The organism is Rathayibacter sp. PhB127 (assembly GCF_003751665.1).
GTDB lineage: Bacteria > Actinomycetota > Actinomycetes > Actinomycetales > Microbacteriaceae > Rathayibacter > Rathayibacter festucae.
In genome coordinates this window covers 48,684-62,823 of the sequence record NZ_RKHW01000004.1, presented here as the reverse complement: position 1 = coordinate 62,823, position 14,140 = coordinate 48,684, and the positions used below count along the sequence as shown (strand labels likewise).

The window sequence follows — 14,140 nt, the reverse complement described above, 5'->3', positions numbered from 1 at the left end:
GCGGCTACTCCGAGTGCGAGGCGGAGCGGCGGCGGCGGAGCACCGTCAGTGCGATGCCGGCGAGCAGCAGCAGAGCCGCGCCTCCTGCGTAGGAGGCCGCGTCGACGCCCGTGTTCGCGAGCGGTCCGGAGTGCGAGCCCCCGGCAACGGGGACGGGCGTGGCGGAGGGCAGCGGCACCGGGGTGGCCGTCGGCTGCTCGGTCGGCTCGGGCTGGCCGGGCGCGGGCGTGCCGGGCTGGCCGGGCGTGCCGGGCTCGGCCGGGACCTCGGCCGCGACCGACGTCAGCGACCAGTTCTCGTCGAAGAAGTCGGCCTGGTCGATCACGCCGCGCGCGCTCGCCCAGTCGATCAGCAGCTGCCGGATCTCGAGCCGCTCGTCGTAGACGAGGGGAGCTGCGGCGACGGCCGGGTAGGCCCCGCCACCGCTCTGCCGGTAGTTGTTGACGGCCAGCACGAAGCGGTCGTCGTCCGCGACGGGGGTGCCGTCGAGCTGCGTCAGGTCGCGGATCCGCGAGCCGGCCGGCTGCGAGATGTCGATGACGTAGTCGAGCCCGGAGAGCGCGTCGTAGTTGTAGTCCGGGATGCCCGTGGGGCGGTCCGCGGTGATCGCGTTCGTGCCCGTGGCCGGGTCGAACGGAGCGCCCGGGGCGACCTGGTTGAAGTAGCGGGCCGAGTACTCGAGATAGTCGCGCACCTCCGCGCCCGTCATCTCGACGCCCCGGAGGGTGTTCTCGTAGATGTAGAGACCGGCGATGTCGCGGATGGTGACCTGCCCCTTCGGGAAGACCGCGGTGCGCGAGAACGGCGACGCCTGCGAGATGACCGGGACGTCGGCCCACTCCGTGCCCTCGAGCGCGGCGTCGACCGTCTCGGCTTGGACGTTGTTGATGAAGTCGATGATCGGGGTGTCCTCGTAGCGCGAGGTCTCGGCCGAGAGCTCCTCGAGCGACTCCGCCACGGGGGTGTTCACGTACTCGATCGTCGTCGCGTGCTGCTCGGCGAGGGCGTCGACCACGGCGGTCGACTCCTCGGCGATGTCGCGCGCGTAGACCGGGGTGACGACGGGCGCGCTGCCCTCGGTCCAGTCGACCTGCAGGTCACCCGCGGCGTCCTTCACCAGGTTCAGGGTCACCTCGGTGAGCCCCTGCGCCCAGAAGGACGGCTGGGTGACGAGGACCTGCTCGCCGGCGACGTTCGTGTAGAGCGTCTCGGGGACGTCCTGGTGGCTGTGGCCGGCGACGACCACGTCGATGCCGGGGACCTGCGTCGCGATGTTGTTGACGACGTCCTCGTTGAGGTCGGCCGGGTCGTACTCGGCGTCCGGGACGGTGCCCTGGCCGGTGTGCGCGAGGACGACGACCACGTCGGCCTCGGCCTCGACCTTCGGGACCCACTCCTTCGCGGTCTCGACCATGTCGCGGAACTCGAGCACGCCGTCGACGTACTGCTTGTCCCACACGCGGACGCCCGGGGTGACCAGGCCGAGCACGCCGACCCGCACGGTCTCGCCGTCGATCTCGCGCTCGATCACCGTGTACGGCTTCTGGTACGGCTCGCCGGTGGCGACGTCGACGACGTTCGCGCCGAGCAGCGGGGCGTTCAGATCGTTCTCGTAGGCGCTGAGCATGTCGAGGCCGTAGTTGAACTCGTGGTTGCCGACGACCTGCGCGTCGTAGCCGATGGTGTTGAACGCGGTGGCCATCGGGTGCGTCGTGTCGCCCGAGAGGACGCCCGCGGCGCCGTCGCCGAGGCCGTAGTAGTAGGTCAGGGGCGTGCCCTGGATCGCATCACCGTTGTCGAAGACGAGGACGGAGTCGTCGCCCTTCTCGGCGCGGAGGCGGTCGACCTCGGTCGCGACGCGGGTGAGGCCGAGCGTGTCCTCGCCCTCGTAGGGCGCGTTCGCGAAGTAGTCCCAGTTGTAGACGTGCCCGTGCGTGTCGGTCGTCGACACCAGGGTGAGCTCGACGCCGTCGTCGAGGGGGGCCGCGCTCGCGAGGGGAGCGGCGGTGGCCGCCCCGAGCGCGACGACGGCGAGGAGGCTTGCGGCGCGGAGTGTGCGCATCGGTTTCCTGTTCGCGTGATCGGTGGAGTGTGAACGAGTTCGAATCTATGCGCCACGTGTGAACGCGTCGTTACGGGTTCGAGAGCATCGCTCGGCTATCGGTCCGCGTCGGCATCCGGGCCCGTGCGCACGAGCCGCAGAAGGGGCCCCTCCGCTAGAATCGATCGGCTGGTCGCGCTGCTGCGCCAACGGATGCCCCGCCGGCCGCCGAGGCTCGCCCTCGAGATCGAGTGCACGCCCCACGACTCCGCTCCCACCCGCGAAGGACACGCCATGCCAGCAATCGTCATCACCGGCGCCCAGTGGGGCGACGAGGGCAAGGGACGCGCGACCGACCTGCTCGGCAGCCGCGTCGACTACGTCGTCAAGTTCAACGGCGGCAACAACGCCGGGCACACGGTCGTCGTCGGCGACGAGAAGTATGCGCTGCACCTGCTGCCCTCGGGCATCCTGACGCCGGGCGTCGTGCCCGTCATCGCGAACGGCGTCGTCGTCGACATCGAGGTGCTCTTCCACGAGCTCGAGGCGCTGAGCGCCCGCGGCGTCGACGTCTCGAAGCTGCTCGTCAGCGCCAACGCGCACGTGATCACCAGCTACCACCGCACCCTCGACAAGGTGACGGAGCGCTTCCTCGGCAAGCGCCAGATCGGCACCACCGGCCGCGGCATCGGCCCGGCGTACGCCGACAAGATCAACCGCGTCGGCATCCGGATCCAGGACCTCTTCGACGAGAACATCCTCCGCCAGAAGGTCGAGGGCGCCCTCGACCAGAAGAACCACCTGCTGGTGAAGGTCTACAACCGCCGCGCGATCCTGGTCGAGCAGGTCATGGAGGACCTGCTGCAGTACACGGAGCGCCTGCGCCCGATGGTCGCGGACACCTCGCTCGTGCTCGCCCGGGCGCTCGACGCCGGCAAGACGGTGCTCTTCGAGGCCGGCCAGGCCACGATGCTCGACGTCGACCACGGCACCTACCCGTTCGTCACCTCCTCCAACGCGACCTCGGGCGGCGCGGCCACCGGCTCCGGAGTGGCGCCCAACCGCATCGAGCGCGTCATCGCGGTCATCAAGGCGTACACGACCCGCGTCGGCGCCGGCCCGTTCCCGACCGAGCTGTTCGACGAGTGGGGCGAGTACCTGCGCAAGCAGGGCTTCGAGTTCGGCACCACCACCGGCCGCCCGCGCCGCTGCGGCTGGTACGACGCCCCGATCGCCCGCTACTCCGCGCGGATCAACGGCGTCACCGACTTCGTGCTGACCAAGCTCGACGTGCTCTCGGGCCTGGAGACCATCCCGGTCTGCGTCGCCTACGAGGTCGACGGCGTGCGCCACGACGAGGTCCCCGTCTCGCAGAGCGACTTCCACCACGCGAAGCCGATCTACGAGGAGTTCCCCGGCTGGCAGGAGGACATCACCGGCTGCCGCGAGTTCGCCGACCTGCCGCAGGCCGCGCAGGACTACGTCCGCGCCCTCGAGGCGATGAGCGGCGCCCGCTTCTCCGCGATCGGCGTCGGGCCGGAGCGCGAGCAGGTCGTCGTCCTGCACGACCTCCTCGACTGACGCGCGACGGGACCGACCCGCTTCGAGACCCGTCCGCGTCGGCAGCGACGCGCACGACGGCCGAGGGCGGGGGATGATCGGCTGGTGCAGATCTACGCCGACCTCCCCGCCGTCCGCGCCCGCCAGATCACGGCCGACGCTCTCGCGCTCGCCGTCGCGGTGATCGCGATCGCGGCCGGGATCGCCGTCGGCTCGCTGATCGCGGGCCTCGCCGAGATCGGCCGCCGCCTCGAGAGCGCGGGCAGCGGCTTCGGCTCGACCATGAGCGACGCCGGCTCGGCGCTCGGCGGCATCCCGCTGCTCGGCGACGCCGTGCGCGCGCCGTTCGACGAGGCCAGCGGCGCCGGAGCGGTGCTCGCCGCGGCCGGCCGCGACCAGCAGCAGCTCGCGAGCGCGCTGGCGATCGTGGCCGGCCTCGCGATCGGCGGGCTGCCGCTGCTCCTGCTCGCGGTGGTCTGGCTCCGCCCGCGCCTGCGCTTCGCCCGCCGCACCGCCGAGCTGCGCGCGCTCGGGGCGACCCCCGGCGGCGCCGAGCTGCTGGCCCTCCGCGCCCTCACCGAGGCGACCCCGCGCGAGATCCTCGCCGCGCACCCGCAGGCCGTCCCCGCCTGGCGCGCCGGCGACCACGCCGCCACCGCCGCCCTCTCCGCCCTCACCCTCCGCCGAGCGGGCCTCCGCCCCTGACCCCTCCCGCGAGATGCCACTTATGAGCACGACACGCCGTGGACCCCGCTCATAAGTGGCATCTCGCGGGGGCCGCAGGGACGAGCACGGGTCCCCCGGGAGGATGACGGCGGCGGCCACCCGGGGCGACGCCCGCGACAGAGACGGCTCCGTAGCGTCGGAGACATGCAGAACCAGACCTCCTCCGTCGTGGCGCGCGTCGAGGGCGTGCGCAAGCTCTACGGCAGCACGCCGCCCGTCGTCGCCCTCGACGACGTCACCCTCTCGATCGAGCGCGGCGAGTTCACCGCGGTGATGGGCCCCAGCGGCTCCGGCAAGTCGACGCTGATGCACGTGCTCGCCGGCCTCGACACCGCCTCGGCCGGCCGCGTCTTCCTCGGCGACGTCGAGATCACCGCGATGGGCGACGCCGAGCTCACCGTGCTCCGCCGGCGCAGCGTCGGCTTCGTCTTCCAGGCCTTCAACCTCGTCCCGACCCTCGACGTGCGCGGCAACATCCGCCTCCCGTTCGAGCTCGACGGCCGCCGCGTCACGGCCGAGGAGGAGGAGTGGATCGCCCGCCTGATCGAGTCCCTCGGTCTCCGCGAGCGCCTCACCCACCGCCCGCACGAGCTCTCCGGCGGCCAGCAGCAGCGCGTGGCCATCGCCCGCGCGCTGGCCACCCGCCCGCAGCTGATCTTCGCCGACGAGCCGACCGGCAACCTCGACTCGCGCACCGGCCGCGAGGTGCTCAGCCTCCTCCGCGCCTCGACCCGCGAGTACGGCCAGTCGATCGCGATGGTCACCCACGACCCGATCGCCGCGGCCTTCGCCGACCGCATCGTCTTCCTCCGCGACGGGGCCGTCGTCGACGACCGCCGCGGGATGAGCGCCGAGGAGATCTCGCGCGCCATGCTCTCGATGGAGGGAGCGTCGTGAGCGCCCGCACCGGTCTGCGGGCCGCCTCGGGGCAGGGCGGCGGCGCGATCATCACGGTCGCCGCGCTCTCGGCCGCGTTCGGCGGGGTCCTGGTGATGGTCATCGCCGACATGGTGGCGGCGTTCGACGCCGCCGGTCTCGACGGCATCGCGCAGGCCGCGACGACGCTGGGCGTGGTCGGCGGCGTCTTCTTCGGCATCGCCGTCTTCGTCGGCGCGATCGTCACCTCCAACGCGGTGTCGACGGTGATCGCCGGCCGCACCCGCGAGATCGCGCTGCTGCGCCTGCTGGGCGCCTCCGGACGCTCGCTCCGTGCCGAGGTGGTGCGGACCGGCCTCGTGCAGGGGCTGATCGGCGCGGCCCTCGGCCTCGTCGCCGCCGTCGTCCTCGTGGCCGTGGGCGCCGAGATCGCCTTCAGCACCGGCACCTTCACGCGCATCGCCGTACCGCTCGCCTCACCGGGACTGCTGCTGCCGGGCCTCGCCGTCATCGCCTCGACCGTCGTCGCCTCCTGGGCCGGGTCCCGGCGCGTGCTCTCGGTCGCGCCCTCGCAGGCCGCCGGCTCCGCCGCCGAGCCCCGCTACGACGAGCTCCGCGGACGCACGGGCCGGAACGTCCTGGCGCTCGTCCTCCTCGTGGTCGGCGTCCTGCTCCTGCTGATCGGCGTCGTCGTCGGGCTCGCCAGCCCGCTCGGCGTCCTGATCGGCCTCGCCGGCGGCATGCTCTCCTTCACCGGGGTGGTCCTCGGCGCTCCGGTGCTGCTCCCGCCGCTGATCTCGCTGGTCGGCCGGGCCTTCGGCGGCAGCCCCGTCGCCCGCCTCGCCTCGGCGAACGCCACCCGCAACCCCGCCCGGAGCGCGCGCGCCGTCATCGGCCTCGTGATCGGAGTGACGCTCGTCACGATGTTCGCGGTGGCCGCCGCGACCTTCTCGTCGATCATGCGCGCCTCGAGCGAGATGAGCCCGGAGATCTTCGCGGCGCTCGACCAGTTCGTCGCGGTCAGCACGGCGATCATGAGCGTGCTGCTCGGCTTCTCGGTGCTGCTCGCGGCCGTCGGCATGGTCAACACGCTCTCGCTGAGCGTGCTGCAGCGCCGTCGCGAGCTGGGACTGCTCCGCGCGCTCGGCTTCACGGGCTCGCAGGTGCGCTGGATGGTCGTCGTCGAGGCGGCGCAGATGGTGATCGCCGCGGCGCTCCTGGGCCTCGTGCTCGGCGCCTTCTACGGCTGGGCCGGGGCCGTCGCGATCTTCGGCTCGCTGCCGGGCATCGGGCTGGTGCCGCCGACGATCCCGGTCGGGATCCTGGTCGCCGTCGTCCTGGTGAGCATCGTCCTCACCGCCGTCTCCGCGGTCCTGCCGGCCCGCCGCGCGACCCGGGTGCCGCCGGTGGAGGCGCTGGCCGTCGCCTGAGCGCGCCGGCCGCTCGCCTCGCGAGCGGCTCGAACCACCGGGCCGCTCACACCACCGAGAAGCCGTCCGCGAGGCGCTCCCGCCCGCTCAGTGCGAGCAGGAGCTCCTCGCCCCGTCCCGCCCGAGCGGCGAGCGCCCCCGCCATCGCGGAGCAGGCCTCGACCGCCTCGGGCGGGATCTCGTGCGCGAGGCCCGTCGCCCGCGACAGGTCGAGGGTGTGCACGACCAGCTCGAGCACGCGGGTCCGCAGGTACTCGTCCAGGGCCAGGGCGTGCTCGCCGATCGCGACGAGGCGCCCGGGCGGCTGCTGCGCCAGCAGCGCGAGGGCACGCCGCAGCGACGCCGCGATCGACTCGGCCGGGTGCTCGCCGAGCAGCGCCCCGGTCTCGACGCCCCGCCGCGCCACGGCCGCGGGGTCCGCGCGTCCGCCCGCCAGGGCCGCGTAGTAGCCGAGCGCGTCGGGCACGGTCGCGGCGGCCGGCTCCTCTGCCAGCAGGTACGTCTCGACGGTCGTGATCGCCCGCGAGGCGTGGCCCGTGAGGCCGCGGACGTCCCAGACGCCCAGCCCCGGCAGCGCCCACTGCTCGTCCCCGATCCGCTCGACGAGGCGGAGCAGGGCGCCGGCCGAGGCGGCGAACATCGCGGTGCTGTCCATGGACCTCATGCTGGCACGCGTCCTGGACCCCTCAGCGGGCCGAGGTGGCCCCAGAATGTCCGGATGAGCAGCCCCGCCTCGCCCGATCGTCCCGGCCGCGCCGTCCGCCCGGCCCCCACCGTGCTGACCGGCCGTCTCGTCGTCCTCGAGCCGCTCACCGAGGAGCACCTGGAGCCGCTCCGGGCCGCGATCGGCCGCCCCGAAGTGTTCGCCGCGGGCTACGGCGGCGGGCCCTCGGGCCTCCCCGACGGCGCCGAGGCGTTCCGTGCCTTCGCCCGGCGCTACTACCCGTGGGAGACCGGCAACCCCTGCGCCGTGCTCGTCGACGGCCGGGTCGTCGGCACCTCCTCGCTGACCGACTTCGACGAGCGGCGGGAGGCGGCGCACCTGGGCTGGACCGCCTACGCCCCCGAGGTCTGGGGCACGGCCGTGAACCCCGAGACGAAGCTCCTCCTGCTCGGCCTGGCCTTCGACAGCGGCTTCTCGCGGGTGAAGCTGCAGGCGGACGCGGCGAACGCGCGCTCCCGCGCGGCGATCCTCCGCCTCGGCGCGGTCTTCGAGGGCGTGCTGCGGCACGACCAGCGGCGGGCGGACGGCTCCTGGCGCGACACGGCGGTGCACTCGATCCTCGTGGAGGAGTGGCCGGCGGTCCGCGAGGGGCTCGAGCGGAGGATCGAGGCGCTATCAAGCCCGGTCCCGCCGCGCAACCCGGATGCTCCGATCGGGCGCTGAGCGGTAGGAAGGACGCATGGAACGCATCCACTACGCCGGCAGCTCGGTGCTCACCGGCAGCCGGATCGCGCACTCGCTCGTCGGCTACGCGGAGGCCCTCGCGCTGCGCAAGGGCGCGATGTCGGTCGACATCCCGATCCGGCGCTCCACCGGCGAGCTCGGCCGGGCGACCCTGCTGATCGGTCCGGCCAGCCAGCTCTTCTCGGAGACCGAGGACGACGGCGGCGAGGAGATCGTGGACGCGGCCCTGGTCGAGAGGCTCGCGAAGGAGACGGCGCGGCTCGGAGTGTCCCAGCCGCTGGCCGAGGAGGGCGACTCGTCCTCGCCGCACCTGTCCGACCTCGAGATCCCGCACTTCGATTCGGATGACGATCGACGCTGAGCGTCGGCCCCGGGGCGGTTAGAATCGCCCCGTACCGTCCGGCCGTGCCCCCGCCGGCTGGACTGCACTGCGAACGGAGACCGCCCTCATGGGCCGATTGATCTACGACTCGACTCTCGAAGCCGACTTCGACGACCGACTGCTCGCCCATCTGCAGATCGTCATCGGCTCGAAGCTGTCGCGCAACGAGTCCTTCTACCTCTCGTGGAAGGACTCGCAGTCCGTCGGCGACGGTCGCACGTCGATCTGGCTCCACCCGGCGATCCCGCTGCGCTTCAAGTACCACGGCGGCCGAGCCCCGGCCATCAACCCCGACTGGATCCGCCAGCTCCTGGCCGATTCGCACAGCGCCCACGGCCTGCGCATCAGCGAGGAGCCGCACGGCGGGGCCCGCCAGAGCGAGGAGGGCCTGCTGTGAAGCGCGTCGAGCTGATCAACGGCGGCACCCCCTACAGCCTGCACGACACCACCGCCGCGGACGTCCGTGCGAGCGTCGAGCAGGCGCTCGACGGCACCGCCTCGCGCTGGCTGACCGTCAACCAGGGCGAGGGCCAGCCCCGCGAGACGTCGATCCTGATCACGCCGGGAGTGGCGTTCTCCGTCGCCGACGTCGCGCAGTGACCGCCGCCGGCTGAGCCGCCGATCCTGAGCCACTGATCCTGAACGGCGCGTCCTGAGTCGCACGTTCCGAGCCGCCGTCCCGCACCGCTCCCGCGTCAGCCTGCGAGCAGCGGCGGGAACTCGCCCGGGATCTCGCGCGCGAGGTAGCCGGCCGGGCCGAGCCTGCGCACCAGGACCGAGTCGGCCTCGGTGTGCAGGAAGGCACCCCACGCCGCGGCGCCCTGCGGGTCGAGGCCGCGCGCGCGGAGACCGGCCGTCGCGCCGGCGAGGACGTCGCCGCTGCCCGCCGTCGCGAGGCCGGGGTGCTCGCCCTCGATGCGCACGGCGTCGCCGTCGGGCGCGGCGATCACGTTGAAGAGGCTGACGACCGCTCCGTAGCGCTGCGCGACGGCGATCGCGGCGGCCTCCACGTCGTCCACCTCCGCGCCGAGCAGCCGCGCGGCCTCCTCCGTGTTCGGCGTCAGCAGCAGGCGGCCGGCGAGGGCGCGAGCGACGCGCCGCTGCCCCGGCAGCACGCCGAGCGGGAAGGCGTCCAGGTGCACGGCGGGGACGTCGGCGAGCAGCGGAGCGATCGCGCGCAGCGTCGCGGCGGTCGCCTTCGGGTCGTCGAGCCCGGGGCCGATCAGCGCGACGTCGGCGGAGCCCAGCTCGCCCTCCAGCGCGGAGAGCCCGCGGCCCGAGATCGAGCCGCCGCGGGTCTCCTCCAGCGGCACGACGCCGCACTCGGGCAGCGCGACGGCGGTGGCGGAGGCGACGGACTCGGCGACGCAGAGGGTGATCCGGCCGGCGCCGACCCGGAGGGCCGCGATCCCGGCGAGGATCGCCGCTCCGGGCGTCTTGCGGGCGCCGCCGACCACGACCACGTCACCGCGGGCGTGCTTCGATCCCGCCGGGTCGGGCAGCGGCCAGCGCCGCTCGAGCAGGGCGCGGTCGACGACGGCGCTCCTGTGCGCGGGCTCGCTCCTGTGCCGGGTCTCGCTCATGAGTCGGTCCTTCCTCGCGGGTCGGCGACGGCGGTGTCGACGGCGGTGTCGTCCCCGGTGTCGTGGCGGGTGACCGGCGCGCTCGACTCCTCGAGGTGCGCGGTCTCGTTGAAGCGCTCGAGCGTCCAGGCGTCGCCGTCGCGGACGAGCCGGGTGACGGAGGCGTTCGCGACCGGGGTCGCCCGGCCGATGTCGAGCAGCTCGCGCTCGGTGAGGCCCTCGCAGACCGAGCGGATGATCAGGACGACGGCGTCGTGGCAGAACAGCGCCACCGGGCCGGCCGGCGCGACGACGTCGAGGTGGTCCAGGAACGAGCGCACCCGCTGGGCGAGGTCGGTCCAGGACTCGCCGCCCGGCGGGCGGTAGTAGAACTTGCCGAGCCAGTCCCGCCGCGCCGCCTCCTCGGGGAATCGCGCGCGGAAGCCCGCGGTGGTCAGGCGATCGGCGATGCCGAGATCGCGGTCGCGGAGTCGCTCGTCGAGGCGGGGCACGAGGTCGAGGCCCGCCTCCTCGAAGGCCAGCTGCGCCGTCGAGGACGCGCGCAGGTACGGCGAGGACCAGGCGGCGACCGGGGCGTTGCCGTCGGCGAGCCAGCGGCCGAGCGCGCGGGCCTGCTCGCGGCCGGCCGGGGACAGCTCGACGTCGGGGTCGCGCCGGTCGACGGCGATGTCGTGGGCGCCCTCCGCCTCGGCGGCGCTCGCCGCGATGTTGGCGACGCTCTCGCCGTGGCGCACGAGGAGGAGCTCGGTGGGGCCGGAGGTGCGCGGGCCGGTGCTGGTGGAGGAGCTCATCGCTCCATGCTCCGCTCCGCGGCCCGCCCGGCCGAGGGGGTTCCGCGCGGTGCGGAGCAGTTGCTACGCGGCTAGGGTCGGTCGGGTGAAGCTGCTGCGGACCCGACCGGCCCCGACGACCTCCCCGGCCCGCGCGACCCCGCCGGCCCTGCTGCTCGGCGCGGCGCTGGCGGTGCTCGCGCTCGCCGGCTGCACCGCTCCCGCGCCGGACGTGGTCGTGTCGAACGACGTGGCACCCCGCGAGGAGTCGCGCGACCGCGTGCTCGCGCTCGTCTCCTCCCTCGCCGGGCCGCAGGACGACGCCTTCGGCTACGCCCGGCTCGCGAGCGACCAGGCCGTCGAGGGCGTGGACCTGATCGGGATCGAGTCGTACGACGCGCTCAGCGAGGGCGGCGAGTTCGGTGCGCTGTCGTTCCGCACGCCGGTCGACGCCGCGGCCTTCCCGGACGTGGCCGATCTGCCGGAGGCCTACTGCTTCCGCGCGCCGTTCGCCGCGGCGGGTGCCGTGGTCGACGACGCCGGCGGCGGAGGCGTGGCGGTCATCGAGTGCCCGGCCGACGCCGAGACGATCACTCCGCCGGCCGAGTAGGCGCGTCCACCGCGGCGACGACCGCCGCGAGCGTCTCCGGTTCGCTGAGGATGCGGAAGTGCCCGCCGGTCTCGATCCGGACGTTCACCGCGCCCTCGAGCATGCTGCCCTCGGGGATGTGCGGGTCGAAGAGGCCGAAGACCGAGGTGATCCTCGCGTTCGCGCCCGCCCGGCTGGAGAGCAGCAGGGTCGTCGCGTCGCGGGGCGAGAAGGAGCGGAGGCTCTTCAGCAGCAGGTAGGGCGCATAGCGCGAGCCGCCGAACGGCGTGGCGACGGCGACCATCCGGTCGACGCGGCCGTCGGGGTCGAGCTCGGTCATCACGTACTTGCCGATCAGGCCGCCCTTGCTGTGCGCGACGATCACCACGTCGCGGAGGTCGTGCTCGGCGAGGTAGGCGGCCACGTCCTCCGCGGTGCTCGCGACCGGGCGGCCGTTCCAGCCGAGGCTGGTGAGCACGTGCATCGGGTGGCCGCGGCGGTGCAGCGGGTCGATGATCGGGCGGAGGAAGGCCCAGGTCTCCCAGATGCCGGGCAGCACCACGATCGGCCGCTCCGTGCCGTCGAGGTAGTCGTCGGGGGCGCGGCGGGAGACGAAGGCGCGGACCTGCCAGGCGACGGCGTAGGCGTAGTCGCGCATCCACCAGACGGCGTCGCGGACGAGGTGCGTCATGCGGGCACCGGGGACGGGTCGGCGTCGGCGGCGGGGCTGGGCCCGGCGTCGGGGGCGGAGTCGGGCGCGGCGTCCGCCGCGGGGTCGGCGTCGGCGTCGGGGGCGATGTCGGCGGCGAAGGACGCCAGCGCGAGCGCGAGCGACTCCGGCTGCGTGCGCGGGACCACGTGGCGGGAGCCGGCGAACTCGAGGAGGTGCCCGTCGGCGGCGTGGGCGAGGAGGCGCTCGCACCAGTCGCGGGTGGCGATCGGATCGTCCCGTCCGCGCACGACCAGCACGGGCGCGGTGACCGCGGCCAGCCGCCGCTGGATCGGGTAGTGCAGCATCTCGGGCAGCTGGCGCAGGTACCAGGCGAGACCGCCGCGGACGTAGTCGGCGAAGAGCAGCGCGTCGACGCCGAGCGGCTCGCCCAGGCAGTCGCGGGCGAGCGCGAGGCCCTGGCGCACGGCACCGGGGCGCTGCGGGTCGACGACCGGGCCGATCAGGACCGCTCCCGCGACGAGGCCGGGCGCGCGGGCGGCGAGCTCGACCGCCACCTGGGCGCCCATCGAGTGGCCGACGACGACCGCCCGGGTGGCGCCCTGCTCCGCCAGCGCTCTCTCGACCAGACGTGCGTGGTCGGCGATGCCGACACGGCGGCGGGGCGAGCGGTTGGCGCCGAAGCCGGCGAGGTCGACGGCGACGACGCGGCCGTGCGCGCGGAGGGCGACGGCGAGGGTCGAGAAGGTGTGGTGCGACATCCCGATGCCGTGGATCAGGACGAAGGTGCGCTCGGCGTCGGGGCGACCGGTCGCGAGGGTCCGGAGCTCGATCCCGTCGATCCGGTGGCGGACGACGGGCGAGGGGCGGGGCATGCCTCCCAGGCTAGGCACGGCGGTGCCGGCGCGCGCGGGGGTGCGCGGCGCCGGTCGGGTGGGCTAGGCGGTCGGGCGGGGCGGTCGGCGGGGCGGGGAGTGTCAAGCGGCTGCTGCTGCGGGGGAGCGGTGCCTAGCCTCGGAGCAGGACGGCGGACGCCGCCCGCGGAGGGACATCATGCGGATCGCGATCGTCGGAGCGACGGGCAACCTGGGCACGGCCCTGCTGAGGCGCCTCCAACGGGAGGACGCGGTGACGGAGATCGTCGGGATCGCCCGGCGCGAGCCGCGACCCGGAGCGGACGAGTACCGCGACGTGCGCTGGCACGAGGTCGACGTGGCCTCGAGCGACGCGGAGCGGCAGCTGCGGGAGGCGTTCACCGGCGTGGACGCGGTCGTGCACCTGGCCTGGGCGCTGCAGCCGAGCCACGACGAGCCGTTCCAGCGTCTGGTCGACGTCGGCGGGACCGCGGCAGTGCTGGCGGCCGCGGTGGCGAGCGGAGTCGGCCAGGTCGCGGTGGCGTCGTCCGTCGGCGCCTACAGCGCGGCGCCGAAGAGCCTGCGCGTGGACGAGAGCTGGCCGACCGGCGGGCTGCACACCTCGACCTACAGCCGGCACAAGGCGGCGAACGAGCGCGCGATGGACGCGTTCGAGACGGAGCACCCGGAGGTGGTGCTCACCCGGCTGCGCCCGGGGCTGGTCTTCCAGCGCGGGGCGGCGACCGAGATCGCCGGGCTCTTCGCCGGCCCGCGGTACCCGACGCGCTGGCTGCGGGCGGTCCGGCCGCCGGTCCTGCCGCTGCCGCGGACGCTGATCTTCCAGGGCGTGCACGCCGACGACGTCGCGGACGCGTTCTGGCGCGCGCTCGACCGCCGGGCCGGCGGGGCCTTCAACATCGCCGCGGAGCCGGTGCTCACGCCGCAGCGGATCGCGGACGTCGTCGGCGCGCGGCTCGTCACGGTGCCCGCGGGGCTGCTCCGCTCGATCGTGTCGGCGACGTGGCGGCTGCGGCTGCAGCGCACCGACGCGGGCTGGCTCGACATCGCGACGAACACGCCGGTCATGTCGACGGAGAAGGCGCGCACCGTCCTCGGCTGGCAGCCGACGACCACCGCCGAGGAGGCGCTGCGCGAGCTGCTCGACGGCCTCGCCGACCGCGCGACGGTCGCGGGCTCCCCGCCGCTGCGCGGCTGACCGCGGATCTCGCTACGCCCTCTGCGAGGGCTGCT

Annotated in this window: 16 protein-coding genes; 10 read left to right on the top strand and 6 right to left on the bottom strand. The window is 74.3% G+C overall.

The annotated features are described in order from the left end of the window. Positions 1-4: 4 nt before the first annotated feature. Positions 5-2,062, bottom strand: coding sequence for a bifunctional UDP-sugar hydrolase/5'-nucleotidase (locus EDF22_RS16780; protein WP_123706008.1), 2,058 nt, complete (start codon positions 2,060-2,062; stop codon positions 5-7). 273 nt (positions 2,063-2,335) lie between these two features. On the opposite strand from EDF22_RS16780, the gene EDF22_RS16775 reads away from it, so the two are divergent. The 4 genes from EDF22_RS16775 (at position 2,336) to EDF22_RS16760 (ending at position 6,633) form a co-directional block, all read left to right on the top strand. Then, positions 2,336-3,622 (top strand): adenylosuccinate synthase, encoded by a 1,287-nt coding sequence (locus EDF22_RS16775; RefSeq protein ID WP_123447124.1) that lies wholly within the window; start codon positions 2,336-2,338, stop codon positions 3,620-3,622. Between the two features lie 84 nt (positions 3,623-3,706). Then, positions 3,707-4,306 carry a hypothetical protein gene (locus tag EDF22_RS16770; RefSeq protein WP_123706007.1) on the top strand — a complete coding sequence of 200 codons (600 nt, stop codon included), beginning with the start codon at positions 3,707-3,709 and terminating at the stop codon, positions 4,304-4,306. A gap of 165 nt (positions 4,307-4,471) precedes the next feature. Beyond that, positions 4,472-5,224: an ABC transporter ATP-binding protein gene (locus EDF22_RS16765; RefSeq protein WP_123447122.1), complete on the top strand. Its 753-nt coding sequence runs from the start codon at positions 4,472-4,474 to the stop codon at positions 5,222-5,224. Continuing rightward, on the top strand, positions 5,221-6,633 hold the full coding sequence (locus tag EDF22_RS16760; protein ID WP_243840074.1) for an FtsX-like permease family protein: 1,413 nt from the start codon (positions 5,221-5,223) through the stop codon (positions 6,631-6,633). Before EDF22_RS16765 ends, EDF22_RS16760 begins: the two co-directional genes overlap by 4 nt. A gap of 46 nt (positions 6,634-6,679) precedes the next feature. On the opposite strand, the gene EDF22_RS16755 is transcribed toward EDF22_RS16760, so the two are convergent. Further along, entirely contained in the window at positions 6,680-7,288 is a 609-nt protein-coding gene (locus tag EDF22_RS16755) for a maleylpyruvate isomerase N-terminal domain-containing protein (RefSeq protein WP_221180963.1), read from the bottom strand. A 63-nt stretch (positions 7,289-7,351) separates the two neighbouring features. Here EDF22_RS16755 and EDF22_RS16750 point away from each other — a divergent pair, with 63 nt between their 5' ends. The 4 genes from EDF22_RS16750 (at position 7,352) to EDF22_RS16735 (ending at position 9,023) form a co-directional block, all read left to right on the top strand. Beyond that, a complete protein-coding gene (locus tag EDF22_RS16750; protein WP_123706005.1) occupies positions 7,352-8,020 on the top strand; it encodes a GNAT family N-acetyltransferase in 669 nt (222 codons plus the stop codon). Between the two features lie 16 nt (positions 8,021-8,036). After that, complete coding sequence (locus tag EDF22_RS16745) at positions 8,037-8,402, top strand: hypothetical protein (RefSeq protein WP_123706004.1); 366 nt, start codon at positions 8,037-8,039, stop codon at positions 8,400-8,402. An 88-nt stretch (positions 8,403-8,490) separates the two neighbouring features. After that, complete coding sequence (locus EDF22_RS16740) at positions 8,491-8,820, top strand: ATP-dependent DNA ligase (protein WP_123447118.1); 330 nt, start codon at positions 8,491-8,493, stop codon at positions 8,818-8,820. Then, positions 8,817-9,023, top strand: coding sequence for a hypothetical protein (locus tag EDF22_RS16735; RefSeq protein ID WP_123706003.1), 207 nt, complete (start codon positions 8,817-8,819; stop codon positions 9,021-9,023). Before EDF22_RS16740 ends, EDF22_RS16735 begins: the two co-directional genes overlap by 4 nt. 95 nt (positions 9,024-9,118) lie before the next feature. On the opposite strand, the gene EDF22_RS16730 is transcribed toward EDF22_RS16735, so the two are convergent. Continuing rightward, positions 9,119-10,006, bottom strand: coding sequence for an ADP/ATP-dependent (S)-NAD(P)H-hydrate dehydratase (locus EDF22_RS16730; RefSeq protein WP_123706002.1), 888 nt, complete (start codon positions 10,004-10,006; stop codon positions 9,119-9,121). After that, positions 10,003-10,797, bottom strand: a complete 795-nt coding sequence (locus tag EDF22_RS16725; RefSeq protein ID WP_123706001.1) for a histidine phosphatase family protein — start codon at positions 10,795-10,797, stop codon at positions 10,003-10,005. Before EDF22_RS16725 ends, EDF22_RS16730 begins: the two co-directional genes overlap by 4 nt. Before the next feature lie 85 nt (positions 10,798-10,882). Between EDF22_RS16725 and EDF22_RS16720 the strand changes: the two genes are divergently transcribed. Next, a complete protein-coding gene (locus tag EDF22_RS16720; RefSeq protein WP_123706000.1) occupies positions 10,883-11,386 on the top strand; it encodes a hypothetical protein in 504 nt (167 codons plus the stop codon). On the opposite strand, the gene EDF22_RS16715 is transcribed toward EDF22_RS16720, so the two are convergent. Next, positions 11,367-12,056, bottom strand: a complete 690-nt coding sequence (locus tag EDF22_RS16715) for a triacylglycerol lipase (RefSeq protein WP_123705999.1) — start codon at positions 12,054-12,056, stop codon at positions 11,367-11,369. The two genes, EDF22_RS16720 and EDF22_RS16715, sit on opposite strands and share 20 nt — an antisense overlap. Beyond that, a complete protein-coding gene (locus tag EDF22_RS16710) occupies positions 12,053-12,910 on the bottom strand; it encodes an alpha/beta fold hydrolase (RefSeq protein WP_123705998.1) in 858 nt (285 codons plus the stop codon). The genes EDF22_RS16715 and EDF22_RS16710 overlap by 4 nt, the downstream gene beginning before the upstream one ends. A 178-nt stretch (positions 12,911-13,088) precedes the next feature. On the opposite strand from EDF22_RS16710, the gene EDF22_RS16705 reads away from it, so the two are divergent. After that, positions 13,089-14,105, top strand: a complete 1,017-nt coding sequence (locus EDF22_RS16705) for an NAD-dependent epimerase/dehydratase family protein (protein WP_123705997.1) — start codon at positions 13,089-13,091, stop codon at positions 14,103-14,105. The last annotated feature ends 35 nt before the right edge of the window (positions 14,106-14,140 follow it).

Bases quoted from the DNA above. Each gene is read 5' to 3' on its own strand.
- EDF22_RS16780 (WP_123706008.1), bottom strand. From the start codon at position 2,062: ATGCGCACACTCCGCGCCGCAAGCCTCCTCGCCGTCGTCGCGCTCGGG.
- EDF22_RS16775 (WP_123447124.1), top strand. From the start codon at position 2,336: ATGCCAGCAATCGTCATCACCGGCGCCCAGTGGGGCGACGAGGGCAAG.
- EDF22_RS16765 (WP_123447122.1), top strand. From the start codon at position 4,472: ATGCAGAACCAGACCTCCTCCGTCGTGGCGCGCGTCGAGGGCGTGCGC.
- EDF22_RS16755 (WP_221180963.1), bottom strand. From the start codon at position 7,288: ATGGACAGCACCGCGATGTTCGCCGCCTCGGCCGGCGCCCTGCTCCGC.
- EDF22_RS16750 (WP_123706005.1), top strand. From the start codon at position 7,352: ATGAGCAGCCCCGCCTCGCCCGATCGTCCCGGCCGCGCCGTCCGCCCG.
- EDF22_RS16745 (WP_123706004.1), top strand. From the start codon at position 8,037: ATGGAACGCATCCACTACGCCGGCAGCTCGGTGCTCACCGGCAGCCGG.
- EDF22_RS16740 (WP_123447118.1), top strand. From the start codon at position 8,491: ATGGGCCGATTGATCTACGACTCGACTCTCGAAGCCGACTTCGACGAC.
- EDF22_RS16730 (WP_123706002.1), bottom strand. From the start codon at position 10,006: ATGAGCGAGACCCGGCACAGGAGCGAGCCCGCGCACAGGAGCGCCGTC.
- EDF22_RS16725 (WP_123706001.1), bottom strand. From the start codon at position 10,797: ATGAGCTCCTCCACCAGCACCGGCCCGCGCACCTCCGGCCCCACCGAG.
- EDF22_RS16715 (WP_123705999.1), bottom strand. From the start codon at position 12,056: ATGACGCACCTCGTCCGCGACGCCGTCTGGTGGATGCGCGACTACGCC.
- EDF22_RS16710 (WP_123705998.1), bottom strand. From the start codon at position 12,910: ATGCCCCGCCCCTCGCCCGTCGTCCGCCACCGGATCGACGGGATCGAG.
- EDF22_RS16705 (WP_123705997.1), top strand. From the start codon at position 13,089: ATGCGGATCGCGATCGTCGGAGCGACGGGCAACCTGGGCACGGCCCTG.